We start from the raw sequence: 25,976 nt of genomic DNA, 5'->3' as shown, positions 1-25,976 counted from the left end.
AGCGGGACGCGTTCTTCGACAACGCGAAGTACCTGGCGATCGTGTTCGTCGCGATGGGTCACGCCTGGGAGCCGCTCACGGACGGCAGCCGTGCCGCCGAGGCGCTGTACATGATCGTCTACACGTTCCACATGCCGGCGTTCATCGTCATCTCGGGATACTTCTCGCGCAGCTTCGACATGCGGCCCGACCGGCTGCGGCGCCTCATCACCGGGGTCGCCGTGCCGTACGTGCTCTTCGAGGTGGCGTACACCCTCTTCAAGCGGTTCGCGGACGACGACCCCTCGCAGCCGATCAGCCTGCTCGACCCCTGGTTCCTGACCTGGTTCCTGATCGCGCTGTTCGTGTGGCGGCTCACGACGCCGCTGTGGAAGGTGATCCGCTGGCCGCTGCCGGTGGCCGTCGCCGTCGCCGTGCTCGCGTCCGTCTCCCCCGACATCGGCGACGACCTCGACCTCCAGCGCGTGCTGCAGTTCCTGCCGTTCTTCGTGCTCGGCCTCTTCATGAAGCCGGAGTACTTCCAGCTGGTCCGGCGCCGCGAGGTGCGGATCGTGTCCGTGCCGATCGTGCTCGCCGCCGTCGCGCTCGCGTACTGGGCCGCTCCCCGGATGACGTCCGCGTGGTTCTACCACCGCGACAGCGCGCAGGAGCTGGGCGCGCCCTGGTGGGCCGGTGTCGTGATGACGCTCGCTCTGTTCGGCTGCTCGATCGTGCTCACGGCGTGCTTCTTCGCCTGGGTGCCGGGCCGCAGGATGTGGTTCACCGTGCTCGGCGCGGGCACGCTGTACGGCTACCTGCTGCACGGGTTCCTGGCGAAGGGGTCCCGGTTCTGGGGCTGGTTCGACGCGGACTGGGTGCACCGGCCGTACGGCGAGGTCGTCGTGTCGCTGATCGCCGCGGTGGTGGTCACCGCCCTGTGCACGCCGCCCGTCCAGCGGGTCTTCCGGTTCGCCATGGAGCCGAAGATGGAGTGGGCCTTCAAGAAGGACGCGGCGGAGCTGGCCCGGTCCCGGCGCTGAGCCGCCGCGCCCCCTTTCCGCACAGAGCGGGGCCGCTCAGAGCGCGGGTCCGCTCAGGGCGCGCCGGGCCGGCAGCGCCGTCGCCGCGAGGCCGAGGAGCAGGGCGGTCCCGGCGAACGCCGCGTAGAGGTGCGGCGGGACGTACGGGGCCTCGCCCGTGAGGCCCTCGGTCATCGGGATCAGGGTGGCCAGGGCGATGGCCGTGCCCAGGGCGACGCCGGCGCCCGAGACCAGCAGCCCCTCCCAGCGGATCATGCTGAGCACCTGCCGCCGGGTCGTCCCGATGAGACGCAGGGTGCCGAGTTCGCGGCGCCGGTCAAGGACCGTCATCACCAGGGTGTTGACGGCCGCGATCGCCGCGAAGCCGCCGAGGACCGCGGCCATGGTCGTGTTGGCCCAGGCGTTGAGCTCGCGGTCCAGGGACCGCGCCGTGGTGTGCTCGGCCGGGGTGCGCGGTGTGCCGAGCGCGGAGAGCGCGCGGGCCGTGCCGCCGCGGGTCCACAGTTCGGTGTCGTACGGGTCGGTGACGTGCCCGGTGAGGGCCGCCCGGGGCAGCGTCACCTGGGAGAGGCCGAGCCCGCGCGCGTAGGTGGCGGTGATCCGGGGCGACGCCTCGGTGCCGTCCGGCAGGAACAGCGGGAGCCGGTCGCCGACCCCGACGTGCGCGGAGCGGGCCAGGCCCGCGTCGACGGCGACGGTGCCGGTCCCGGTGAGGTCGATCGCGCCCTCGGTGATCTCGAGGTCCTGGACGCGGGCGAGGTCCCTCGCGGTGCCGGTGACGGCCTGCGTGGAGGCCGATTCGAGCCAGCGGTCGCCGCCGGAGCCCGCGGGGACGAGCACGGACGTCGACAGGACGCCGACCGCCGAGGTGACGCCCGGGGTGCGGGCGGCGGCGTCGACGGCCCCGGGGCGCAGTCCCCCGTCGGCGGTCACGATGTGGTCGGCGGCGATCCCCGCCTTCTGCTGCGCGTCGGCGGCGTGGTCCTCGCTGGTGTGCAGGAAGACGAGCACGGACGAGAAGGCCATGGCCAGCACGATCGGGGTGAGGGCCGAGGCGAGCCGGCGCGCGTTGCTGCGGGAGTTGGCGGCGGCGAGCGAGGCGGCGGGGCCCGCGCCGCGCAGCGGCAGCCCGAGGAGTGCGGCGCAGGCACGCGCCACGAGCGGGCCGAGCAGGGCGACGGCCAGCATGAAGAGCATGACGATGCCGAGCGCGGCGTTGGCCGCGTCCTCGCCGGTGAGTGAGGCGGCGAGCCCGGCGCAGACGGCACCGCCGGCCGCGGCGGCGATGCCGAGCGGGGTGCGGATCCAGCCCGGGCGCAGCCGTTCGACGGAGGCTTCGGTGAGGGCCTGGCCCGGCTTGATGCGCGCGGGGCGGCGGGCCGCCGCGTACCCGGCGATGAGCCCGGTGGCGACGGTGGCGCCGACGGCCGTGAGCAGCGGGATGTACGACACGGAGAGGGCGACCGCGTCCGGGACGGCGCCCTTGGCCTGGAGCTGCCCGAACCACCAGCGGGCGAGCGCGATGCCGGGCAGGCAGCCGAGCGCACCGGCGAGCGGGGCGACCAGCAGGGTCTCGGTGGCGACGGTGCGCCGGATCTGGCGCGGGGTGGTGCCGATGGCGCGCAGCAGCGCGTACTCGCGGGCGCGCTGGCCGACGGAGAGGGCGACGGCGCCGGCCGCGGTGAACACGGCGACCATGGCCGCGATCCCGCCGAAGGAGCCGCCGATCCCGGTGAGGGTCTCCTTGGCGTAGGCGAGGGAGGAGTCCTCGGCGGCGCCGCGGCCGGCGCCGGTGTGGATCTCGGCGCCGCTGCCCGCGAGGGCGTGGGCGACACGGGACTTCAGGGCGCCGGTGGTGACGCCGGGTGCGGGCAGTACGGCGATGGCGTCGACGCGTCCGGGCCGGCCGCTGATCCGGCCGGCCTCGGCGTCGGCGAACCAGACCGCGGGCGCGGCGGTGGTGCCGGAGACGCGGAAGGCGCGGGTGCCGTCGGGGGTGGTGAGGGTGACGCGCTCGCCGACGCGGGCGCCGGAGAGGACGACCTCGCCGGGGTGCGGGGCGCGGCCGGCGGTGAGCCGCTCGCCGGTGAAGGCGGTGGAGCCCCAGTTGTGTGCGGTGACGGCGGTGCCGCCGCGCTGGACGGGGAAGCCCAGGTCGGCGACGGCGGCCCGGACGCCGGGGGCGGCGGCCGCCTTCGCGACGAGGGCCGCGGGCAGGCTGCCGCGGTCCGGGAGCGGGGCCGGTGAGTCGCTGCGGCTGTCGCCGGAGCCTGTGACGAGGTGGGCGTTCTGGTCGGCGGCGGCCACGACGGGGGCGCCCGCGTACCGCTCGGCCGGGACGGTGGCGCGGACGCCGGTCTCCAGGAGGATCCCGCAGGCGGACACGATCAGGGCGCACATCGTCAGGGCGACGAAGGTGCCGCCGAAGGCGGCGGGCCGGAAGCGCAGGGCGGCGCGGGCCAGCCCGTTGGGACGGAACATCAGGCCGCGGCTCCCATCGGGGCGCGGGCGGTCAGGGTGCGCATGCGGGCGGCGATCCGGTCGGCGGGGGCGCCGTCCAGGTGGTCGACGAGCAGGCCGTCGGCGAGGAAGAGGACGCGGTCCGCGTACGCGGCGGCCGCGGGGTCGTGGGTGACCATGACGACGGTGGCGCCGGACCGGTCGACGGCGGTCCGCAGCAGGCCGAGGACCTCCGCGGCGGTGGTGGTGTCGAGGGCGCCGGTGGGCTCGTCGGCGAAGATCACGTCGGGTGCGGTGACGAGGGCCCGCGCGAGGGCGACGCGCTGCTGCTGGCCGCCGGAGAGCTCGCCGGGGCGGCGGCGCGCCTTGTCCCCGAGGCCGACCCGGTCGAGGACCTCGGCGGCGCGGCGGCGGTCGGGGCGCAGGCCGGCCAGCCGCATCGGGAGCAGCACGTTCTGCTCGACGGTGAGCGAGGGCAGCAGGTTGAAGGCCTGGAAGACGAAGCCGAGCCGGGTGCGGCGCAGTTCGGTGAGCTTGTTCTCGCTCATGCCGGTGATGACGGTGCCGCCGAGCGCGACGGTGCCCGCGGTGGGGCGGTCGAGTCCGGCCGCGCACTGCAGGAACGTGGACTTGCCGGATCCCGAGGGGCCCATCACGGCGGTGAACGTGCCGCTGGGCAGCGCGAGTTCGATGCCGCGCAGGGCGTGCACGGCGGTGCTGCCGCGGCCGTACCGGCGCTGGACCGCGCGCAGTTCGACGGCGTGGCCCCCGGTGGGCGACGCGCCCCGGGCGGCGCTGTCCCCGGCCCGCTCCCCGGCCCGCTCCTCGTGCCGCTTCCTGCGCAGGCCCATGGTCGCCCTCTCGTACGTCGCCGTCGCCCGTGCTCCGGCGTCCTGTCTCGAACGTACGGAGACCGGGCCCCCTCGGACCATGCGGCGGGCCGCCGGATCCGGGGTGGGGAGAACCCCCGCACGCGCCCCGGGGCGGGCCGGTCCGGGCGGGCCGCGGAGCGAGGCACGGGCGCCGCCGAAGTCCTTTGGTAAGCTAAGTATTGACGCTTTCTTGACCATCTCTTGACCCGACCTGGTACCTGCCAGACCAAGGAGGAACGGGCCCATCGGACACGCAGACACCTTGATCGCCATGGGCGGCGCCTTTCTCGCCGCCGCCGTTCTCGCCCGCCTCGGCGGACGGATCGGACTGCCCACCATTCCGCTGTTCATCCTGGCCGGGATTCTGCTCGGCCCCCACACCCCGGGCGTCGTACTCCTCTCGGACCCGCACGACCTGGAGATGCTCTCCGCGCTCGGACTGGTCCTGCTGCTCTTCTATCTCGGCCTCGAGTTCCATGTGGACGACCTGCGCGAGGGCGGCCGCAAGATGGCCCTCGCGGGCGGCACGTACCTGCTGCTCAACGTCGGCGCCGGCCTCGGTTTCGGATTCGCCCTCGGCTGGGGCACCTCCGAAGCTCTGGTCCTCGCCGGAGTGCTCGGCATCTCCTCGTCCGCGATCGTGACCAAAGTGCTCGTCGACACGGGACGCCTCGGCAATCCCGAGACCAAGCCGATCCTCGGCATCATCGTCGTCGAGGACATCTTCCTCGCGCTCTACCTCGCGGCGTTGCAGCCCATCCTGTCCGGCGCCGACTCGCTCGCCGCGGCCGTGCTCGACGGCGGCAAGGCCTTCGGCTTCCTGCTGCTGCTCGCGCTCGCGGCACGGTTCGGCACGAGAGCGGTCAGCCGGCTCTTCGCCATCAAGGACGACGAGCTGCTCGTCATCTCCTTCCTGGGCGCGGCCGTGTTCGTGGCCGGGGTCTCCGAGTGGTTCGGGGTCGCCGACGCGATCGGGGCGTTCATGGTCGGCCTGATGCTCGGCTCGACCGCGTCCGGGGACCGGATCCGCACGCTCGTGCACCCGCTGCGCGACGCGTTCGGGGCGATCTTCTTCTTCGGGTTCGGGCTGTCCATCGACCCCGGGGACCTGCCGACCGTGGTCTGGCCGGTGCTCGGGGCGGTCGCGGTGGCGCTGGTGATGAACGTGCTGGCGGGGATCGGCGCCGCGAAGGTCTACGGGTTCGGGCCCGGGGCCGCGGCGAACGTGTCGACGACGCTGCTCGCGCGGGGGGAGTTCGCGCTCATCCTCGCGACGATGGCCGCCGGCGCGGGGCTCGACGAGCGGCTCTCGCCGTTCATCGCGGGGTACGTGCTGGTACTGGCCGTGCTCGCGCCGCTCGCCGCGGGGCGGTCGCACTGGCTGGCGCGGGTGCTGCCCGTGCGGGCACCTGCGGTGCGGGAGGAGGAGCGAGTCGGGGCCGGGGTCTAGGAGCGCGGGCCACCCCGTTCGTCTCCGGCTCTCCCCCGGTGGGGCTTCTCGCGCAGTTCCCCGCGCCCCTGAAAGGCTTGCGGCTTCGCCGCTCGGCCTTTCATCGGCCAGGTGCCGCACGGAGTGCGCACCTCAGGGGCGCGGGGAACTGCGCGAGAAGCCCCACCGAGGGAAGGTCGCGAGGACGGCAGGGGCCACGCAGGGCGGGGCGGGTCCCGCCCCGCTCAGCGCAGCGTCACGCGTCGCGGCACAGCAGCAGCAGCGCCCGGTCGTCGTTGACGTCCTTGGCGACGGCCTCGATGAGATGCCACGCGGCCCCGTGGAAGCCGCCGGTGACATAGCGGTCGGCCTCGCCCGTGAGCCGGTCGATGCCCTCCGCGATGTCCCGCTCCGCGGTCTCCACCAGCCCGTCCGTGAAGAGCATGAGCACGTCGCCGGGCCGCAGCGTGCCCTTGATCGCGTCGAACTCGGCGCCGTCGTACACCCCGAGGAGCGGCCCTTCCGCGGCCATCTCCTCCCAGCGCCCGGTCCCCGCGCTGAGCTGGAGCCCCGGCGGGTGTCCGGCCGAGTAGAGCTCGTAGTCGCCGGACTCCAGGTCGAGGACGAGGTGGATGGACGTGGCGAAGCCCTCGTCCCAGTCCTGGCGCAGCAGGTACCCGTTGGCCGCGGGCAGGAACGCGTGCGGCGGGAGCGAGCCGAGGAGCCCGCTGAACGCACCGGCGAGCAGCAGGGCGCGGGACGCGGCGTCCATGCCCTTGCCGGAGACGTCGGTGAGGACGACCTCGAGGGTGCGCCCGTTGTTGGTGCGGGCCGCGACGACGAAGTCGCCGGAGAAGGACTGCCCGCCGGCCGGCCGCAGCGCCATCTCGCGGTGCCAGCCGGGCGGCAGCTTGGGCAGCCGGCTCTGGGTGCGGATGCGTTCGCGCAGGTCGAAGAGCATCGTGCCGCCGCGCCGCCACGGCACACCGACCCGGCTGCGGAACTGGGCGACGACCAGCCCGAAGAAGCCGCACGCGGCGACCGTGAGCACGGTGCCGGGCGTGACGGCGGCGGGCCGCTGCGCGTAGGGGCCGAGCTGCACCGACTCCACGATCAGCGCGACGGCCGCGGCCGCGTACAGGCCGAGCAGGCTGGCCGGGCGCAGCAGCAGGCCGCCCGCGACGATCGGCAGGACGAGGACGGCGGGCGAGCACCAGACGGGGTCGAGGATCGTCAGGCAGGCGATGACCGGGACCATGAGGAGCAGGCCGACCAGGGCGATCCAGTCGGAGCCGTCCCCGCGGAAGTAGTCGACGCCGGACTTGCGCACGGCGGTGCGGGCCCGGTGCAGTCGCATCTTCAACCGGGCCGGAAACGTGTCGGCCTCCGCGCGCTGTGCGCGCCCGCGCCGTTCTCGTCGTACCGCCATTGCTCGTGGACCTTATCCGTGCGGCCTGGGCCTGTGCACGGGAGGTCCCACTTGTCCCCCTTTCCGGGCACCGGCGGCGGCCCGGCGCGGGCCGGCGCGGGGCGGACAATTCGCTCGCCGGGGGTCTCGGGGCACTGCTAGGGATGGGGCATGACGATGGATGTGCGGGTACTGCGGCCGGACGACTGGGACCACTGGTACGGGCGGCTGGAGCTGGCGTTCGGGGGCGTGCCGGGCTCCGCCGAGGAGCGGGCGCTCGATCGGGAGCTGACCTCGTTCGACCGGTCGCTCGCGGTGTGGGACGGCGACGAGGTGGTGGGCAGCGCGGGCGCGTTCCCGTTCCGGATGTCGGTCCCCGGCGGGGCGTTCGTCCCGGCGGCGGGCGTGACGATGGTGGGCGTGGTCGCGACGCACCGGCGGCGCGGTGTCCTGACCGCGATGATGCGCCGCCAGCTCGACGACGTCCGGTCCTGGGGCGAGCCGCTGGCCGTGCTGACCGCGTCCGAGCCCGCGATCTACGGCCGGTTCGGGTACGGCGTCGCGACGCACCGGCTGCACCTCACCGTCGACTCCTCGCAGGTGCGCATCGGCGCGCCCGAGGGCACCGACGCGGTGCGGATGCGGTACGGGGACCCGGCGGAGGCGGCCGGGCGGTGCGAGGAGGTGTATCTGCGCACGGTCGGTGCGCGGCCCGGGATGTTCGCGCGCACCCCCGGCTGGGAGCGGCAGCCGCTGCTCGACCCGGAGGGCGAGCGCGGCGGCGCCTCACCGCTGCAGTGCGTGCTCGCGGAGCGGGACGGGGAGACGGTCGGGTACGCGCGCTTCGCGGTGAAGCCGGAGTACGACGCGGAGTTCTCGGTGGTACGCGGCACGGTGCTCGCGCACGACGTGACGGCGCTCGATCCGGCGGCGTACGCGGCCCTGTGGCGTTTCCTGTGCGCGATCGACCTGACGGACACGGTCCGGGCGCGCAACCGGCCGGTGGACGACCCGCTGCTGTCGCTCGTCTCGGACGTGCGGCGGTGCCGGGTGAGTCTGCGGGACTCGCTGCACGTGCGCCCGGTGGAGGTGGGCGCCGCGCTCGAGGCGCGGACGTATCTCACGCCCGTGGACGTCGTGTTCGAGGTCGAGGACGACTTCTGCCCCTGGAACGCGGGGCGTTGGCGGCTGTCCGGGGACGCGAAGGGCGCCTCCTGCACCCGCACCACGGACGCGGCCGATCTCGCCCTGTCCGTAGGGGAGTTGGGCGCGGCCTATCTGGGAGGCGTGTCGCTCACCGGGCTGGCGGGCGCGGGGCGGGTGCGGGAGCTGCGCGCCGGGGCGCTGGCGCACGCCTCCGTGGCGTTCGGGTCGGCCGTCGCGCCGTGGCTGCCGCACGGGTTCTGACCGGGCGCGGTCAGCGGGCGCCGGGCGGCTGGCAGGTCGGGCACCAGAAGAGGTTGCGGGCGGCGAGGGCGGCGGTGCGGATCTCGCCTCCGCACAGGTGGCAGGTCTGGTCCGCCCGGCGGTAGACGTAGACCTCGCCGCCGTGGTCGTCGACGCGGGGCGGCCGGTTCATCGCCTCGGGGGTGTGCTCGGGCCGGACCGTGTCGATGCGGCCCAGGCGCACGCCCTCGCGCATGAGGGCGACGAGGTCGTCCCAGATCTGAGTGAAGCGGGCCTCGGTGAGGTCGCGGCCGGGGGTGTACGGGTCGATGCCGTGCCGGAAGAGGACCTCGGCCCGGTAGACGTTGCCGACGCCGGCGACGACCTTCTGGTCCATGAGGAGCGCGGCGATCGTGGTGCGGCTGCGGGAGATACGGGCGTACGCCTTGGCGGGGCCGTCGGACGGGCGCAGCGGGTCGGGGCCGAGCCGCTCGTGTATCGCCTGCTTCTCGGCGTCCGTGATCAGGGCGCAGGTGGTGGGGCCGCGCAGGTCCGCGTAGGCCGACTCGTTGAGCAGGCGCAGCCGGACGGTGTCCGTGGGAGGCGGGGCGGGGGTCGCGCCCATCGCGTACGTGCCGAAGAGGCCGAGGTGGATGTGGACCCACGAGTCGGCCGGGCCGAAGCCGAGGAAGAGGTGCTTGCCGTGTGCCTCGGTGCGGGTCAGTTCCCGGCCGGTGAGCAGGTCGGCCGCGTCGGAGAACTTGCCCTGGGGGCTGGTGACGGTGGCCTTGCGGCCTGCGAAGAGGGTGGTGTGGTCCTGGGCCAGGCGGTGGATGGTGTGGCCCTCGGGCATCGCCGTCCGTCTCCTCGGGTTCGTGGCGCAGCGGCGGGGCCCGGGATCGGTCGATCGGCCGGGCCCCGCCGAGGGGTCAGCCCTGCTGCGGGTGGTGGGCCGGGATCGCGGGCAGCTCGCCCGTCGTCTCGTACGCCGTGAGCATGTCGATGCGGCGCTGGTGGCGCTCCTCGCCCGAGTACGGCGTGGTCAGGAAGATCTCGACGAACTTCGTCGCCTCCTCCTGGGTGTGCATGCGGCCGCCGATCGAGATGACGTTCGCGTCGTTGTGCTCACGGCCGAGGGCGGCGGTCTGCTCGCTCCAGGCGAGTGCGGCGCGGACGCCCTTCACCTTGTTCGCGGCGATCTGCTCGCCGTTGCCCGAGCCGCCGATCACGATGCCCAGGGCCTCCGGGTCCGCGGCCGTCCGCTCGGCGGCGCGCAGGCAGAAGGGCGGGTAGTCGTCGAGGGCGTCGTAGATGTGCGGCCCGCAGTCGACGGGCTCGTGGCCGTGGGCGGTGAGCCACTCGACCAGGTGGTTCTTGAGTTCGTAGCCGGCGTGATCAGAGCCGAGGTAGACGCGCATGGGTCCGAGTGTGGCACGTCGGGGCCGGGGAAGCCGCGTCAGGGCGACCACTCCCACATTCCGTGCCGAAGACAACAATCCGGCTTCGGATCTTCCGTAATCGGCGCCTGTGCGCTTTGAATGCGAACGCACGTTTACAGCAAACGTAAGGAACCGTGCATGACAACGCAGTCTCCCCCCACCACGGACACCCTGCCCGGCCCCCCTCCCGGAGGTGACGGAGACGGCCTCAAGGCCGGTCTCAAGAACCGCCACCTGTCGATGATCGCCATCGGTGGTGTCATCGGCGCCGGTCTCTTCGTCGGCTCCGGCTCCGGCATCGCCGCCGCGGGCCCCGCGATCCTCATCTCGTACGCGCTCGTCGGCGCGATGGTGGTCCTGGTGATGCGGATGCTGGGCGAGATGGCCGCCGCCCGGCCCTCCTCCGGCTCGTTCTCCGCCTACGCCGACCGGGCGCTCGGCCGCTGGGCCGGCTTCTCGATCGGCTGGCTGTACTGGTTCTTCTGGGTCGTGGTGCTCGCGGTCGAGGCGACCGCCGGGGCCAAGATCCTCAACGGCTGGATACCGGCCGTGCCCCAGTGGGGCTGGGCCCTGCTCGTGATGCTGGTGCTCACCGCGGTGAACCTGGCCGCGGTCGGCTCCTACGGCGAGTTCGAGTTCTGGTTCGCCGGGATCAAGGTCGTGGCGATCGCCGGGTTCGTGATCGTCGGGCTGCTCGCCGTGTTCGGCGTGCTGCCGGGCTCGGACAACCCGGGCAGCGGCCTGGGGCACCTCACCGACGCCGGAGGCTTCTTCCCCAAGGGGCCCGGCGCGATCCTCACCGGCGTCCTGATGGTCGTCTTCTCCTTCATGGGCTCCGAGATCGTCACGCTCGCCGCCGGTGAGTCCGAGGACCCGCAGAAGGCGGTCACCAAGGCCACCAACTCCGTCATCTGGCGCATCGGCATCTTCTACCTGGGCTCGATCTTCGTCGTCCTGACGCTGCTGCCCTGGAACGACGCCTCGATCGTGAAGGACGGCTCGTACGTCGCCGCGCTGAACTCGATCGGCATCCCCCACGCCGGTCAGGTCATGGACGTCATCGTGCTGACCGCCGTCCTGTCCTGCCTCAACTCGGGCCTCTACACCGCCTCCCGCATGGCCTTCTCGCTCGGCCTGCGCGGCGACGCGCCCAAGGCGTTCGCGCGGACCACGTCGCGGGGTGTGCCGCGGGTCGCGATCCTCGGCTCCGTCGTCTTCGGCTTCCTCGCCGTCTGGTTCAACTACCAGTGGCCGGACACCGTCTTCGACTTCCTCCTGAACTCCTCGGGCGCCGTCGCCCTGTTCGTCTGGCTCGTCATCTGCTTCACCCAGCTGAAGATGCGCGGGATCATCCTGCGCGAGCAGCCCGAGAAGCTCGTGGTGAAGATGTGGCTGTTCCCGTACCTGACGTGGGCGACCATCGCGGCGATCTCGTTCGTGCTCGTCTACATGCTCACGGACGACGCCGGGCGGGAGCAGGTGCTCCTGTCGCTGCTCGTCGCCGTGCTCGTCGTCGGCGTCTCGCTCGTGCGCGAGCGCGGCCGCAGGTCGGCCGGGCGGACGGCGGAAGCGGCGGAAACGCCGGGGAAAAGCTGACGGAATCTGTCAGGTCATGCGAGCACAGTGCCCGCATGACCACTGATCCTGGTTCCTCGGGAACCCTCACCTTCCGTCCGGGCGAGGCCGGTTACGACGCGGAGACCTCCGGTTTCCAGACCGGCTTCGCCCTGCGGCCCGACGTGGTGTTCGCCGCGTCCGGACCGCAGGACGTGGTGGCGGCCGTCGCGCACGCCGCGGCGGCCGGCCTCCCCGTCGGCGTCCATGCCACCGGGCACGGCCTGCCGGACACCGCCGAGGGCGGCGTCCTCGTCGGCACCCGCCGCATGGACTCCGTCACCGTCGACGCGGCGGCCCGCACCGCGCGGATCGGCGCGGGCGCCCGCTGGGGCGCCGTCGTCGAGGCCGCGGCCCCGCACGGGCTGGCCCCGCTGAACGGCTCGGCGCCGAGCGTCGGAGCGGTCGGCTACACCCTGGGCGGCGGGCTCGGCATCCTCGCGCGGGAGTTCGGCTACACCGCCGACCACGTGCGCTCCGTCGACGTGGTGACCGCCGACGCCACCCTGCGCCACGTCACGCCCGACAGCGACCCCGAGCTCTTCCACGGCCTGCTCGGCGGCGGCGCCGGCCTGGGCGTCGTCACCTCGCTCGAGGTCGGCCTCGTCCCGCTGACCCGGCTGTACGGCGGCTCGCTCGGCTACGACGGCCGGGCCGTCGACCCGGCCGCGCTCGTGCACGCCTACACGCGCTGGGCCGCGACCGTGCCCGACACGCTGACCTCGTCCCTGGCCGCGCTCGTCCACCCCGATCTGCCGTCGATGCCGCCCGCGCTGCGCGGCACGTACCTGGTGTCGGTGCGGATCGCGTGCACCGGCAGCGCCGCGGAGGGCGAGCGGCTGGTGGCTCCGCTGCGCGCCGCGCTCGGCCCCGCCGTCTCCGACACGCTGCGCGAGATGCCGTACGGGGACAGCCACACGATCCACAGCGACCCGGACTTCCCGCACCCCTACTACGGGGACAGCCGGTTCCTGGACACCGGGCCCGGGCCCGGCGGGCTGGACGCGGGGGCCGTCGCCGAGCTGGTCGCCCGGTGCGGGCCCGGCGCCGACGGCATGCACATCGTGCAGCTGAACCAGCTGGGCGGGGCCCTGGCGCGGCCCGCGCCGAACGCGGTGCCTCACCGGGACGCGGGCTGGCTGGTGCGGATCCTCTCGCCGCTCGGCGAGGGCGGCCGGGACGCGGCGCGGGCCCATCACGCCCGGGCCTTCTCCGCGATCGCGGGGCAGAGCGCGGGCCGCTCCCTCAACTTCGCGTTCGGCGGCGCCGACCGCGCCGAAGGGATCTACGACCCGCAGACGCGGAAGAGGCTCGCCGCGTTGAAGGCCGCGTACGACCCGGCGAACCTCTTCCGGAGGAACTACGGCGTCGCCTGAGCGGCGCCGGACACGCGCGTCACTTGCCCGCGAGCTTCCAGGCGGCGGGCAGCGCGCCCATCGCGAGGGCGGCCTTGAGCACGTCACCGATCAGGAACGGGGTCAGGCCCGCGGCGATCGCGGCGGTCAGGCTCATGCCGGTGGACAGCGCGAGGTAGGGCACGCCGACCGCGTACACGAGCGCCTCGCCGATCAGGAACGCGCGGGCGGTGCGCCACACCGAGCGGTCGTCGCCGCGGCGGGCCAGCGCGCCGACCGCCGCGGAGGCGAGCAGCAGGCCGACGACGTACCCGAAGGACGGCATGGAGAAGCCGGAGCCGCCCTCGGCGAACCACGGCATGCCGGCCATGCCCGCCAGCGCGTACACGGCGAGCGCGAGGAAGCCGCGGCGGGCGCCGAGCGCGGTGCCGACGAGGAGCGCGGCGAAGGTCTGCCCGGTGACCGGCACGGGCGAGCCCGGGACGGGCACGGCGATCTGCGCGGCGATGCCGGTGAGCGCGGCGCCGCCGAGGACCAGGGCGATGTCCTTGGTGCGGGAGGCGGGCAGCAGGTCGGCCAGGACCTGGCCCGGACGGGCGACAGCGGCGGTGGCGGTACTCATGGGGACTCCGCGTGTTCGAGGTTCTCGGGTACGGGCAGGACTGGCGCGTACGGGCAGCAGGGTGAGACCTCGTGACGCTATCCCAGGGCGGTCGCGCCGATCACGGTCGCGGCTCGACAAAGGGTCGAGCGGGCTGTTGGTGGGCTCCACACAAAGAGCTCCGGGTACACGCCGTGCGAGGTGATGCTCGTCACGGAGGTCAGCTGTTGCGCGGGCGCGTTTTGCGGTGCGGGGCGCTCGGCGGCGAGACTGTAGGTTCCCGACAGTTCCTGCTGTTCCCGCTCGCCCCAGATCGGCTGACGCCCCATGCACGCCCCCCGGCACGACGACGCCCCGCTCACCCCCGACGAACCGCTGTCCGGCGGGCTGAAGCAGCGTCATCTCACGATGCTGGGGCTCGGCGGGGTGATCGGCGCGGGCCTGTTCGTGGGGTCCGGCGCCGGCATCGCGGTCGCGGGCCCGGGGATCGTCGTCTCGTACCTGATCGCGGGCGCGCTCGCGATGCTGGTGATGCGGATGCTGGGCGAGATGTCGGCGGCGATGCCGGCCTCCGGCTCCTTCTCGGTGCACGCCGAGCGGGCGCTCGGCCGCTGGGCCGGGTTCAGCGTGGGCTGGCTGTACTGGTTCCTGCTGGTGGTCGTGCTCGCGGTCGAGGCGACCGGGGCCGCGCAGATCGCGCACGGCTGGGTGCCGTCGGTGCCGCAGTGGGCCTGGGTGCTGCTGTTCATGCTGGTGTTCACGGCGGCGAACCTGGCGGCGGTGAAGAACTTCGGCGAGTTCGAGTTCTGGTTCGCGACGCTGAAGGTCTGCGCGATCGTCGCGTTCCTCGTCCTCGGCGCACTCGCGGTCTTCGGGCTGCTGCCCGACACGGACCCGGTCGGCCTCACCCATCTCACCGGCGACGGCGGCTTCCTGCCGCACGGCCGGCAGGGGGTGGTCTCCGGGGTGCTCGCGGTCGTCTTCGCGTTCGGCGGCCTGGAGGTCGTCACGATCGCGGCGGCCGAGTCCGACGACCCGGTGCGATCGGTCGCACGGGCCGTGCGCAGCGCGGTCTTCCGCATCCTCTTCTTCTACGTCGGTTCGATGCTCGTCATCGTGACGGTGCTGCCGTGGACGGCGCAGCGGGCCGGCATCAGCCCCTACGTCACGGTCCTGGACTCGATCGGGGTGCCGTCGGCGGGCCAGATCATGAACATCGTGGTGTTCGTGGCGCTCCTGTCGGCGCTGAACGCCAATCTGTACGGCTCGTCCCGGATGGTGTTCTCGCTGGCCGAGCGCGGGGAGGCGCCGCGCTCCCTCCTGAAGGTGAGCGGCGGCGGGGTGCCGCGCCGGGCGGTGCTGGCGTCGGTGGCGTTCGGCTTCGTGTCGGTGCTGCTGAATCTGAAGTGGCCCGACTCGGTGTTCCTCTACATGCTCAACGCGGTCGGCGCGGTGCTGCTGTTCGTGTGGGCGCTGATCGCCGTGTCGCAGCTGCGGCTGCGCCGGCGCATCGAGGCCGAGGCCCCGGAGCGGCTGGTCCTGCGGATGTGGGCGTTCCCGTGGCTGACCTGGGCGGCGCTCGCCGCGATGGCCTGTGTGTTCGGGCTGATGCTGACGGACGACGCGGCACGGCCGCAGCTGCTGTGGTCGACGGGGGCGACGGCCGCGGTGCTGGCCGTGGCGGGTGTGCGGGAGCTGCGCGCACGGCGTGCCTGAGCGTTCACGCGGCGTCGACACGCTCGTCGCGGGGTGTGAGCGTCGTGTCCGTATTCCGGAAACGTGTTCCGTGTGAGCGGGGCGCCCGCCCAGACTGTGGCCGTTTACCCACCGTTTACGCATGACCCGTCTCAGCTAGTGAACAGGGCACCTCCATGTCTCGGACGTCCGCGCAGTCAACCGCAGAGGATGCGGTCGCACCGCCCGCCGATCGGCCGGCGGCCGAACCGTCGCTCTCGCACGGCCTCAAGCAGCGCCATCTGTCCATGATCGCCCTCGGCGGCGTGATCGGCGCCGGGCTCTTCGTCGGCTCCGGCACCGCGATCGCCGCGGCCGGACCGTCGATCATCCTCGCCTACGCGATATCCGGCGCCCTCGTGATGCTGGTGATGCGGATGCTGGGCGAGATGGCGGCGGCCTATCCGGCCTCCGGCTCGTTCTCGGTGCACTCCGAGCGGGCGATCGGCCCGTGGGCCGGGTTCACCGCGGGCTGGGCGTTCTGGTTCCTGCTCTGTGTGGCCGTCGGGCTCGAGGGCATCGGCGCGGCGCAGATCGCGCACGGCTGGGTCCCCGGGGTGCCCGAGTGGGCCTGGGTCGCCCTGTTCATGCTGCTGTTCATGGGCACGAACCTGACCGCGGTGAAGAACTTCGGCGAGTTCGAGTTCTGGTTCGCCACCATGAAGGTGCTGGCGATCGTCGCGTTCCTGGTCATCGGCGTGCTGGCGATCACCGGCCTGCTGCCCGGCAACGACGCGCCCGGCACCGAGAACCTGACCGGGCACGGCGGCTTCATGCCCAACGGCACCGAGGGACTGATCGCGGGCCTCCTCGCATCGGTGTTCGCGTACGGCGGCCTGGAGACGGTGACCATCGCGGCGGCCGAGTCCGAGCACCCGGTGGAGGGCGTGGCGAAGGCCGTGCGCACGGCGATGTGGCGCATCGCGCTCTTCTACGTCGGCTCGATGATCGTGGTCGTCGCCCTCATCCCGTGGAACGCACCGGCGCTCGTCGACCCCGACAAGGGCTCCTACGTCGCGACGCTGGAGCACCTCGACCTGCCGGGCGCGGGCCTCGCCATGAAGATCGTCGTGTTCGTGGCGCTGCTGTCCGCGATGAACGCCAACATCTACGGCGCCTCCCGGATGGCCGGTTCGCTGGTCTCGCGCGGCCAGGGCCCGCGCGTGATCGGCAAGCTCTTCCGCGGGGTCCCGCGGGTGGCCGTGGTGATGTCCTCGGCGTTCGGCTTCCTGTGCGTGCTGCTGAGCTACTGGAGCCCGGACGAGATCTTCCAGTGGCTGCTGAAGACGATCGGCGCGATCATCCTCGTCGTCTGGTTCTTCATCGCCGCCTCCCAGCTGCTGCTGCGGCGCCGGCTGGAGCGCGAGGCGCCCGAGAAGCTCGTCGTGAAGATGTGGGCCTTCCCGTACCTGACGTGGGTCGCCCTGGCCGGGATGGCCGTGGTGTTCGTGCTGATGGCCCGGGAGCCCGGCACCCGTGAGCAGCTGTACTACGCGGGCGGCCTGACCGTCATCCTCGCCGTCGTCGGCTTCGTGCGGCAGAAGGCCGCCGAGAGGACGTAGCACCGACCGCTCCCGGAGGACCCCCGGGCCGCCAGACCGACTGGCGGCCCGGGGGTCCTTCACGTTGCGCGCGGCACTCCTGCTGCTAGCCTGCACTTGCACATGGGTTGCAACAAGCGGCTCACTCCGTGAGAGCCGCCCCCGATCGCCCTGCCTCGTGATCGTCTTCTCACCCTTCACCGGGCAGGCGGAATGAGGAGAGCCCCCGCGAGGACATGACTCGCGGGGGCTTTCTGTCGCCCCCGGTCTCGCCCGTCGGTCGCCGTCTGGGCAGGGCGGAGCCGTTTTGCTAGCTTCGAGCTCATGGTTGCCCAGGCCCGGAACTTCACGTCGCGTCGCTATGTCGACCTGCGACGCCAGGGCACCGCCACCTGTCGCCGTCCTCGCGTGAGCTGACGCGGCACTCCCCCCGGGGCCCGCGGGCGAGCGCGTCAGCAGATCCGTGAGGCGTGCGGAGTGGATCCGGTGCGCCTCCGTCCGTTCAGACGGCGCAGTGTCGGACCCGTTCCGGAGGAGACCAGCCATGTCCCGCACCGTGGCAACCCTGCCCGCTTCCCCCGTGCCGCGCGGCGCCGACCGCGACCGGCGGCGGGCCAGTGCCAGTGCCGTCCTGCGCTCCGTACTGGAGCACGGGCCGGTCGCCCGCAGCACCATCGCCCGGCTGACCGGGCTCTCCCCGGCGTCGGTGACGGACTACTGCGCCCACTTCACCCGGCTCGGGCTGGTCCGCGAGGCCGAGCCGCCCCGGCGCTCCAAGGGGGCCGGCCGGCCGCACGTGCCGCTGGACGTCGACGACTCGCGGTTCGTGGTCGTCGGGCTGCATGTGGCCGTCCCCCACACGACGGTCGCGCTGCTCGATCTGCGCGGCCGGGTGCTGCGCCGGCGGGAAGTCCCGCACGAACGCACCGATCCGCAGGGGGTGCTGCACCGCGGGGCGCGGGCCGTGGCGGAGATGCTCGCCGGCGTCCCGGACGTCCGCCCGCTCGGGGTGGGGCTCGCCGCCGGCGGCTGGGTCGACCGGGACTCCGGCGTGATCGTCGAGCACGGGCTGCTGGGCTGGCGGGACGTCCCCGTGCGGGACGTGCTCGGCGCGCTCACCGGGCTGCCCGTCCATGTCGACGGCCACGCACGGGCGTTGGTCAACGGTGAGCGGCTGTTCGGCCGGGCGCGGGGCAGCGGGAGCGTGCTGCACCTGTTCGCCGGGAACGTGGTCGACGCCGCGTTCGCCACGCACGACGAGGTGCACCACGGGCCGCGATCGCAGGCGGGCGCGATCGCGCACCTGCCGGTGCCGGGCGGCGGTGAGCCCTGCCCGTGCGGGCGTACCGGCTGCCTCCAGGCGGAGTTGAGCGAGCAGACCCTGTGCCGCCGGGCCCGCGCCGCCGGGATCACCGACGGGGCCGACCCGCGGCACGTGCTCAGCGCGGCGAACGACGGTGACCCGGTGGCCGCCGCGCTGATGCGGGAGCGGTCGCGGGCCACCGGCCGGGCGGCGGGGCTGCTGGCGGACGTGCTCAACCCGGAGACGGTGGTGGTGACCGAGATCGGGGCCATGCACCGCCAGGACTGCCTCGACGCGTTGCGCGAGGCGGTCGGCACGGACCGCGCGGCGGACGTCCTGCCGACGAGCTTTCCGGACTCCGTCCTGGCCGTCGCGGGCGGCTCGGTCGTTCTGGACGTGCTGTACCGGGACCCGCTGGGGACGTCGGCAACGGTCAATTAATTCAGAAACTCGGAATGTTGACACCGATCGCCGCCGACCGGAATCATTCTTCTCATGAGCTGTCGCACCTTCTGTTGCTGACGCCCCGGCGCGCCCGGAGCGCGTATCCCGCTGCGTGAATTCCCCGTGCTCCGCACGCCCTTGTGCCGGAATTCCGCACGCCTCACGCCTTCCGCTCCTTTCTGCTCCTTGCCACTCCTTTTCGCTCTTCTCTGCCCTGTTCCGCCCCGTGACGCATTCCCGGCCGGCTTCGCGCTGCCTCGCCGCGCCCGCCGCCCGTACGAATTCAGGGAGTTGTCCCATGTCCGCTCCACCCCTCACCGGCATCGACCGACGCTTGTTCCTCACCTCGGCGGTCGGCGCCTCGGCCGCCGTCGCCGGGCTCAGCGGCTGCGCGAACGGCAGCGCCGCCGCCGAGACGAAGGGGGCCGCCACCGCGCCCTTGGCCACCAAGGTGCCCGCGGGCACCAGCCTGAAGGTCGCCTCCTATCAGGACACCCAGCAGCTACAGTTCAAGCTGGCCCGGCTGAAGGTTCCCTTCACCGTGTCGGACTGGCTGAACACAGGCGCGGGCCCCGACGTCATCAACGCCTTCCGGGCGAAGTCCCTGGACCTCGCCAACAACGCCGGTATTCCGCCGATACAGGCCTACTACCAGGGTTTCGACGCGAAGATCGTCGCGATCAACGTCACCCGCAAGCCCAACTACCTGTTCGCGACGAAACCCGGCAGCGACATTCACAGCACAAAGGATTTCAGGGGCAGGAAACTGGCCTTCTCCCAGGGGCAGGCGCAGGGCGTCGTCCTGCTGCGGGCGCTGAAGGAGGCCGGGCTCGCGTACGACGACGTGGAGCTGGTGCCGCTGACCAGCAACCAGTTCCTGACCGCGCTCCAGTCCGGCCAGGTGGACGTCGCGCCCCTCGGCAACAGCCAGGCGCCGACGTATCTGAAGCAGTACGGCTCCAAGGGCGCGCGCACCATCGAGACCGACGTGGTCGACCTGCTCAGCCTGCTGTGGGCGCCTCGGTCCGTCCTCGACGACCGCGCGAAGGCCGCCGCTGTCGCCGCCTACATCCCGCAGTGGGCCAAGGGCCTGGTGTGGACGTGGGAGCACCCGGACGAATGGAACCGCGAGTTCTACGTCAAGACGCAGAACCTGACCCTCGCGCAGGCCGAGGCCGTCACCGCCCTGGCCAACAAGCCGCTGTTCCCGCCGCGTTGGGACGAGGCGGTCGCCTGGGAGCAGGAGACCGCGGACCTGCTGGCGGAGGGCGGCTTCGTCGAGAAGTTCGACGTGAAGCAGCTCTTCGACCGCCGCTTCGAGGCCATCGCGGCACGCGCCGTGCCGGCGGAGTACCGGAAGTGAGCGCCGTGACGACCGTCACCACCGCGGAGAGCACGGTGACCGTCGAGAAGGACGCCCCGCAGGTCCGCAGGCGCCGACGGCTGTCACCGGGGAAGCGGTGGCCGGCCGCCCGGCTCGCCGGACCCCTGCTGGTGGTCGTTCTGTGGACGGTCGCCTCCGCCGCGGGCGCCCTGGATCCCGGCGCGATCCCGGCGCCCTGGACGGTGACCGGCACGGCCTGGCGGCTGTGGTCGGACGGGACGCTCGCCACCGATGTGGTCACCTCGCTGCGGCGGGCGGCCCTCGGGTTCTCGATCGGCCTCGCCGCCGGACTCGTCCTGGCGCTGGTCTCCGGCCTCAGCAGGGCGGGCGAGGCGCTGATCGACGGAACGGTGCAGCTCAACCGGGCCATACCGACCCTGGGTCTGATCCCGCTGTTCATCCTGTGGCTGGGCATCGGCGAGACCTTCAAGATCGCCATCATCGCGATCGTCGTCTACATCCCGATGTACCTGAACACGCACGCCGCGCTCTCCGGCATCGACCGGCGCTACGTCGAACTGGCCGAGGTGCAGGGGCTGTCCCGGCTGCGGTTCGTGCGCGAGGTGGTGATCCCCGGCTCGCTGCCCGGCTTCTTCGTGGGGCTCCGGCTGAGTGTGACCGGTTCCTGGCTGGGCCTGGTGGTGCTGGAGCAGATCAACGCGACCAGTGGCCTCGGCTACATGATGTTCCAGGCCCAGAACTACGGCCAGACGGACGTGATCCTCGTCGGCCTGCTGATCTACGGCGTCTTCGGTCTGGTCTCCGACAGCGTGGTCCGTCTGATCGAACGGAGGGTGCTGTCATGGCGGCGCACGCTCAGCAGCTGACCCGGCCGGCCGTCCGGCTGCACGGCCTGACCCGGTCGTTCCGGAGCCGTACGGTGCTCGACGGCATCGACCTCGACCTGCCCGCGGGCCAGTTCACCGCGCTGCTCGGGCACAGCGGGTCCGGAAAGAGCACCCTGCTGCGGGCCGTGGCGGGCCTGGACCACGGCGTCGAGGGCGCGGGGCGGCTGTGGGCACCCGAGCGGGTGTCGGTGGTCTTCCAGGACTCCCGGCTGCTGCCCTGGCGTCGGGTGCTGGACAACGTCCTGCTCGGTGCGGAGGGCGGGGACACCGCCGAACGCGGCCGCGCCGCCCTGGCCGAGGTCGGCCTCGAAGGACGCGAACGTGCCTGGCCCGGGGAGCTGTCCGGCGGCGAGGCCCAGCGCGCGGCGCTCGCCCGCGCCCTGGTGCGGGAGCCCCAACTGCTCCTCGCCGACGAGCCGTTCGGCGCGCTGGACGCCCTGACCCGGATCCGGATGCACACCCTGCTGCGGGAGCTGTGGGAGCGCCACCGGCCCTCGGTCCTGCTGGTCACGCACGACGTCGACGAGGCGATCGTGCTCGCCGACCGGGTGCTCGTGCTCGAGAACGGCCGGATCGGCCTCGACCTGACCATCGACCGACCCCATCCGCGCTCCTACCGGGAGCCGAAGCTGGGCGAGTACCGGGAGCGGCTGCTGGCCGCCCTCGGTGTGACGGAGGACCACTGATGACCCGCCGGCTCCATCTGAACGCGTTCCTGATGAACACCGGTCACCACGAGGCGTCGTGGCGGCTGCCGGAGAGCGACCCGTACGCCCATGTGAGCCTCGCGCACTACGTGAAGCTGGCCCGCACCGCCGAACGGGGCACCTTCGACTCGCTGTTCCTCGCCGACGGTCCGCAGTTGTGGAGCAATCTCGCGCAGCGCCCGGCCGGCGCGCTGGAACCGCTGACCCTGCTGACCGCGCTGGCCACGGCGACCGAGCACATCGGGCTGATCGCGACGGCGTCCACGTCGTACAACTCGCCCTACAACCTGGCCCGGAAGTTCGCCTCGCTGGACGTCATCAGCGGCGGCCGGGCCGGCTGGAACATCGTCACCACCGCCGGCGCCGAGGCGGCCCGCAACTTCGGCCTCGACGCCGAGCCCGCGCACGCCGAACGGTACGCCCGCGCCGCCGAGTTCGTGGACGTGGCGCTGAAGCTGTGGGACAGCTGGGAGGACGACGCGATCCTCGCCGACAAGGCGGCCGGGGTGTGGGGCGACGACGCGCGCATCCATCCCCCGCGCCACCGGGGGACGTACTTCAGCGTCGAGGGCGCGCTCAACGTGCCGCGTACTCCGCAGGGTTACCCGCTGCTGGTGCAGGCCGGGTCCTCGGCGGACGGCAAGGCCTTCGCGGCCCGGTACGCGGAGGCGGTGTTCACCGCGCAGCAGACGCTCGCGGACGCGCAGTCCTTCTACGCCGACATCAAGTCCCTCACCCGGCGGGCGGGGCGCGATCCGGAGCACCTCAAGGTGCTGCCGGGCATCGTGCCGGTGCTCGGGTCCACCGAGGCGGAGGCGCGGGCGGCGGAGCAGGTCCTGGAGGACCACATCGTGCACGAGCACGGCGTACGGCGCCTCGAAGGGCTGCTGCGGCTGGCGCCCGGCACCCTGGAGCTGGACGGGCCGCTGCCGGACGACCTGCCGCCGGAGAGCGCCATCGAGGGCGCCAAGAGCCGCTACACGCTGGTCGTGGAGCTGGCCCGGCGCGAGCGCCTCACCGTGCGGCAGCTGATCGGGCGGCTCGGCGGCGGACGCGGCCACCTCACGTTCACCGGGACGCCGGAGCAGGTGGCCGACCAGATCGAGGCGTGGTTCACGCAGGGCGCCGCCGACGGCTTCAACATCATGCCGCCGGTGCTGCCGTCGGGCCTGGAGGCCTTCGTCGACCACGTCGTCCCGATCCTGCGCGCACGCGGTCTGCTGCGCAGCGCGTACGGGCTCCGGCAGACCCTGCGCGAGCGCTACGGCCTGCCCCGGCCGCGCAACCAGTACCTCACCGATCCGGCGGACCCGGCCACGGCCGGGGAGCCGGCCCTTTTCACCCATGCCTGAGAGAGGACCTGTCATGAGCGAGCTGCGCATCACCAAGATCACCTCCCGGATCGGCGCCAAGGTGTCCGGCCCGGACCTGTCCCGTCCGCTGGACGAGGCGACCGTCACCGCACTGGGGGCCGCCCTGGCCGAGCACAAGGCGCTGGTCTTCGACGACGTGCACCTCGACGACGAGGGCCAGCAGGCCTTCGTGCGCGCCTTCGGGGACCTCACCACGGCCCATCCGACCGTCGGCGCCGTCGACGGCGCCCCGAACGTGCTGCCGGTGGACAGCGAGCGGGGCCGCGCCAACCACTGGCACACCGACGTCACCTTCGTCCTCAACCCGCCGCAGGCCACATCGCTGCGCAGCCTGACGATCCCCCCGTACGGCGGCGAGACGCTGATCGCGTCGTCGGCGGGCGCCTACCGCGACCTGCCGGAGCCGCTGCGCCGGCTGGCCGACGGGCTGTGGGCGGAGCACACCAACGACTACGACTACGCGGTCGCGGACGAGGACATCGACGCCGAGAAGGCGGCGCACCGGGCCCGCTTCACGTCCATCAGGTACCGCACGGCGCACCCGGTGGTGCGGGTCCACCCGCTGACCGGGGAGCGGGGACTGTTCGTCGGCGGGTTCGCGCAGCGGATCGTCGGTCTGTCGCGGGGTGAGTCGCGCAAGCTGCTCGAGCTGCTCCAGTCCTACGTGACCCGCCCGGAGAACGTGCTGCGGCACCGGTGGTCGGAGAACCAGCTGGTGCTGTTCGACAACCGCATCACCCAGCACTACGCGGTCGACAACTACGACGGCCGGCCGCGCCGGCTGCACCGGGTGACGCTGGCGGGCCCCGTGCCGGTGGGCATCGAGGGCAAGGAGAGCTACTCCATCGAGGGGGACGCGTCGCACTACACCCCGGTCGCCGCCTGACGTGAGCGGGTCACACCCGGCGTCCGGTGCAGGGGTAGGCCCGCTCCTCCGGGGGAATTGAGCGACGTACGGCCGTTGCCCCCGAGGAGGCGCTGATGGCGTACGTACGGTGCCGGAACTGCGGCGACACGATGCACGAGTTCCGGGAGCTGGAGGGTGACGACGAGAAGGCGGCGGCGCGGCTGGCGCTCGGGGAACTGCCGGCCGGGGAGATCTTCGTCGCCCGGGCCTACCACCGCTGCACGAACGACGGCTGCCGCCGGATCCAGCGCAAGGACCGGTGGTGGGTCGGGGCGACCCTGCCCGAGGAGGACTGACCGTCCGTGACCGGTGCCCCGCACCCCGTGAGAGGGGGGCGGGGCACCGCGCGGTCCGGGGGCCGTCCGGCGGCCGGGCCGGATCAGAGGTTGCTGAAGTCCGGGCCCTGGGTGCGCGTGCGCTTGATCTCGTAGAAGCCCGGCACCGAGGCGACGAGCAGCGTGCCGTCCCAGAGCTTCGCGGCCTCCTCGCCCTGCGGGGTGGGGGTGACGACGGGGCCGAAGAAGGCGAGCTGCTCACCGTCCGCGCCGGGGACCGCGATGACGGGCGTGCCGACGTCCTGGCCGACCTTGTCGATGCCCTCCTTGTGCGAGGCGCGCAGCTCGGGCTCGTACCTCGTGCCGTCCCAGTGGTCCATGAGCGAGGCGGGCAGCCCGACCTCGTCCAGGGCGGCGGCGACGGCCTCCTTCGTGGGGCCCTCACCGCGGTTGTGGATCCGGGTGCCGAGCGCCGTGTACAGGGCGCCGAGCACCTCGGGGCCGTGCTCCTCCTGCGCGGCGATGACGACGCGGACCGGGCCCCAGGCCTTGGTCTCGAGCAGCTCGCGGTACTCGTCGGGCAGGTCGTCCAGCCGGTCCTCGTTGAGCACGGCCAGGCTCATCAGGTGCCAGCGAACCTTGATGTCGCGGACCTTCTCGACCTCGAGCACCCAGCGGGACGTCATCCACGCCCAGGGGCAGAGCGGGTCGAACCAGAAGTCGACGGGGGTCTTCTCGTCCACAGCGGACATTGCTCTCCTCGGAAGTCACCGAACACCAAGTGGTCTCGCCTGCGGCAACGCGGCCGGGGGTGAGCGCATTCCCGGATGTCCGGCGCGAAGGCCGCATGCGAGGATCGTAGGCGCGCCCACACGGCCGAACGGTCCCCCGAGGACCGGCAGGAACCTGTCCGACGTCACGAAGGAGTGCCGCCCGTGCCCGGTGAGAATCTGACCCGCGACGAGGCCCGCGAGCGGGCGGGTCTGCTGTCCGTCGACGGCTACGAGGTCGCCCTCGACCTGCGGTCCGCCGTCGGGGGGACCACCGGTGAGGGGCCGCGTACGTTCCGGTCCGTGACCACGGTCCGGTTCCGGGCGAGCGAGCCGGGGGCGAGCACCTTTGTCGACCTGATCGCGCCGTCGGTCACCGCGGTGTCGCTCAACGGCGAGGACCTCGACCCGGCCGCCGTGTTCGACGGCAGCCGGATCCACCTCGAGGGCCTCGCCGAGGACAACGAGCTGGTGGTCGACGCGCAGTGCGCCTACTCGCGCACCGGCGAGGGCATGCACCGCTTCGTCGACCCCGAGGACGGCGAGGTCTACCTCTACACGCAGTACGAGCCGGCCGACGCGCGCCGCGTCTTCGCGAACTTCGAGCAGCCGGACCTCAAGGCCCCGTACCGGTTCTCCGCCCAGGCCCCCGAGGGCTGGACGGTCTGGTCGAACGGCGTGGGCGAACTCAGCGACGGTGTCTGGCGGTTCGCCGAGACGAAGCCGATCTCGACGTACATCACGGCGATCGTCGCGGGCCCCTACCACTACGTGACCGACACCTACCGGCGCGGCGACCTCGAGATCCCGCTCGGCGCCATGTGCCGCAAGGGCCTCGCGCCGTACTTCGACGCCGACGACATCTTCCTGGTGACGAAGCAGGGGCTGGACTTCTTCCACGAGCAGTTCGACTACCCGTACCCCTTCGGCAAGTACGACCAGGCCTTCGTGCCCGAGTACAACCTCGGCGCCATGGAGAACCCGGGCATGGTCACCTTCCGCGAGGAGTTCATCTTCCGCGGCAAGGTCACGCAGGCGTCCTACGAGCGCCGGGCCAACGTGATCCTGCACGAGATGGCCCACATGTGGTTCGGCGACCTCGTCACC

General features: G+C 72.8%; 22 protein-coding genes. 15 read left to right on the top strand and 7 right to left on the bottom strand.

The annotated features are described in order from the left end of the window. Positions 1-1,019 (top strand): acyltransferase family protein (locus GTW43_RS10685; protein ID WP_161301409.1); only part of this gene is annotated, 1,019 nt, incomplete at its 5' end. Positions 1,020-1,055: 36 nt separating this feature from the next. Here the strand turns inward: GTW43_RS10685 and GTW43_RS10680 are convergent. Both GTW43_RS10680 and GTW43_RS10675 read right to left on the bottom strand, forming a co-directional pair. Then, a complete protein-coding gene (locus GTW43_RS10680; RefSeq protein ID WP_161301408.1) occupies positions 1,056-3,500 on the bottom strand; it encodes an ABC transporter permease in 2,445 nt (814 codons plus the stop codon). Further along, on the bottom strand, positions 3,500-4,330 hold the full coding sequence (locus tag GTW43_RS10675) for an ABC transporter ATP-binding protein (RefSeq protein WP_202501295.1): 831 nt from the start codon (positions 4,328-4,330) through the stop codon (positions 3,500-3,502). The genes GTW43_RS10680 and GTW43_RS10675 overlap by 1 nt, the downstream gene beginning before the upstream one ends. A gap of 292 nt (positions 4,331-4,622) precedes the next feature. Here GTW43_RS10675 and GTW43_RS10670 point away from each other — a divergent pair, with 292 nt between their 5' ends. After that, entirely contained in the window at positions 4,623-5,801 is a 1,179-nt protein-coding gene (locus GTW43_RS10670; RefSeq protein ID WP_161301407.1) for a cation:proton antiporter, read from the top strand. Positions 5,802-6,036: 235 nt separating this feature from the next. Here GTW43_RS10670 and GTW43_RS10665 read toward each other — a convergent pair whose 3' ends face one another. Then, complete coding sequence (locus tag GTW43_RS10665) at positions 6,037-7,209, bottom strand: PP2C family protein-serine/threonine phosphatase (protein ID WP_161301406.1); 1,173 nt, start codon at positions 7,207-7,209, stop codon at positions 6,037-6,039. Positions 7,210-7,359: 150 nt separating this feature from the next. Here GTW43_RS10665 and GTW43_RS10660 point away from each other — a divergent pair, with 150 nt between their 5' ends. Further along, positions 7,360-8,595, top strand: coding sequence for a GNAT family N-acetyltransferase (locus tag GTW43_RS10660; protein WP_161301405.1), 1,236 nt, complete (start codon positions 7,360-7,362; stop codon positions 8,593-8,595). 10 nt (positions 8,596-8,605) lie between these two features. Here the strand turns inward: GTW43_RS10660 and GTW43_RS10655 are convergent, their stop codons facing one another. Both GTW43_RS10655 and GTW43_RS10650 read right to left on the bottom strand, forming a co-directional pair. Then, positions 8,606-9,427 (bottom strand): Fpg/Nei family DNA glycosylase, encoded by an 822-nt coding sequence (locus tag GTW43_RS10655; RefSeq protein ID WP_161301404.1) that lies wholly within the window; start codon positions 9,425-9,427, stop codon positions 8,606-8,608. A 76-nt stretch (positions 9,428-9,503) separates the two neighbouring features. Next, positions 9,504-9,992, bottom strand: coding sequence for a ribose-5-phosphate isomerase (locus GTW43_RS10650; protein ID WP_161301403.1), 489 nt, complete (start codon positions 9,990-9,992; stop codon positions 9,504-9,506). Between the two features lie 159 nt (positions 9,993-10,151). On the opposite strand from GTW43_RS10650, the gene GTW43_RS10645 reads away from it, so the two are divergent. After that, positions 10,152-11,609, top strand: coding sequence for an amino acid permease (locus tag GTW43_RS10645; protein ID WP_161301402.1), 1,458 nt, complete (start codon positions 10,152-10,154; stop codon positions 11,607-11,609). Between the two features lie 35 nt (positions 11,610-11,644). Further along, complete coding sequence (locus GTW43_RS10640; protein WP_161301401.1) at positions 11,645-13,003, top strand: FAD-dependent oxidoreductase; 1,359 nt, start codon at positions 11,645-11,647, stop codon at positions 13,001-13,003. Positions 13,004-13,022: 19 nt separating this feature from the next. Here GTW43_RS10640 and GTW43_RS10635 read toward each other — a convergent pair whose 3' ends face one another. Further along, positions 13,023-13,604, bottom strand: coding sequence for a biotin transporter BioY (locus GTW43_RS10635; RefSeq protein WP_161301400.1), 582 nt, complete (start codon positions 13,602-13,604; stop codon positions 13,023-13,025). Between the two features lie 306 nt (positions 13,605-13,910). Between GTW43_RS10635 and GTW43_RS10630 the strand changes: the two genes are divergently transcribed. The 9 genes from GTW43_RS10630 (at position 13,911) to GTW43_RS10590 (ending at position 24,120) form a co-directional block, all read left to right on the top strand. Then, positions 13,911-15,299, top strand: a complete 1,389-nt coding sequence (locus GTW43_RS10630; protein ID WP_161301399.1) for an amino acid permease — start codon at positions 13,911-13,913, stop codon at positions 15,297-15,299. Between the two features lie 266 nt (positions 15,300-15,565). Then, positions 15,566-16,879 (top strand): amino acid permease, encoded by a 1,314-nt coding sequence (locus GTW43_RS10625; protein WP_237536519.1) that lies wholly within the window; start codon positions 15,566-15,568, stop codon positions 16,877-16,879. A gap of 523 nt (positions 16,880-17,402) precedes the next feature. Beyond that, a complete protein-coding gene (locus GTW43_RS10620; RefSeq protein ID WP_161301397.1) occupies positions 17,403-18,602 on the top strand; it encodes an ROK family protein in 1,200 nt (399 codons plus the stop codon). A gap of 301 nt (positions 18,603-18,903) precedes the next feature. Beyond that, entirely contained in the window at positions 18,904-19,968 is a 1,065-nt protein-coding gene (locus GTW43_RS10615) for an ABC transporter substrate-binding protein (RefSeq protein WP_161301396.1), read from the top strand. A gap of 35 nt (positions 19,969-20,003) precedes the next feature. Beyond that, on the top strand, positions 20,004-20,816 hold the full coding sequence (locus GTW43_RS10610) for an ABC transporter permease (RefSeq protein WP_343245963.1): 813 nt from the start codon (positions 20,004-20,006) through the stop codon (positions 20,814-20,816). Further along, positions 20,792-21,523, top strand: a complete 732-nt coding sequence (locus GTW43_RS10605) for an ABC transporter ATP-binding protein (RefSeq protein ID WP_161301394.1) — start codon at positions 20,792-20,794, stop codon at positions 21,521-21,523. The genes GTW43_RS10610 and GTW43_RS10605 overlap by 25 nt, the downstream gene beginning before the upstream one ends. Continuing rightward, on the top strand, positions 21,523-22,896 hold the full coding sequence (locus GTW43_RS10600; protein ID WP_161301393.1) for an LLM class flavin-dependent oxidoreductase: 1,374 nt from the start codon (positions 21,523-21,525) through the stop codon (positions 22,894-22,896). Before GTW43_RS10605 ends, GTW43_RS10600 begins: the two co-directional genes overlap by 1 nt. A 13-nt stretch (positions 22,897-22,909) precedes the next feature. Further along, positions 22,910-23,803, top strand: coding sequence for a TauD/TfdA family dioxygenase (locus GTW43_RS10595; RefSeq protein WP_161301392.1), 894 nt, complete (start codon positions 22,910-22,912; stop codon positions 23,801-23,803). Between the two features lie 95 nt (positions 23,804-23,898). Next, entirely contained in the window at positions 23,899-24,120 is a 222-nt protein-coding gene (locus GTW43_RS10590; protein ID WP_161301391.1) for a hypothetical protein, read from the top strand. An 83-nt stretch (positions 24,121-24,203) separates the two neighbouring features. Here the strand turns inward: GTW43_RS10590 and GTW43_RS10585 are convergent, their stop codons facing one another. Then, entirely contained in the window at positions 24,204-24,851 is a 648-nt protein-coding gene (locus GTW43_RS10585) for a DsbA family protein (protein WP_202501294.1), read from the bottom strand. Positions 24,852-25,034: 183 nt separating this feature from the next. Here GTW43_RS10585 and GTW43_RS10580 point away from each other — a divergent pair. Beyond that, positions 25,035-25,976, top strand: a 942-nt coding sequence (locus tag GTW43_RS10580; RefSeq protein WP_343245962.1) for a M1 family aminopeptidase, incomplete at its 3' end; no start/stop codon positions are given.

It is taken from the genome of Streptomyces sp. SID5785, assembly GCF_009870065.1.
In the GTDB taxonomy this organism is placed as follows: Bacteria; Actinomycetota; Actinomycetes; order Streptomycetales; family Streptomycetaceae; genus Streptomyces.
The sequence above is the reverse complement of the archived record's forward strand: the minus strand, read 5'-3'. Positions and strand labels throughout refer to the sequence as shown.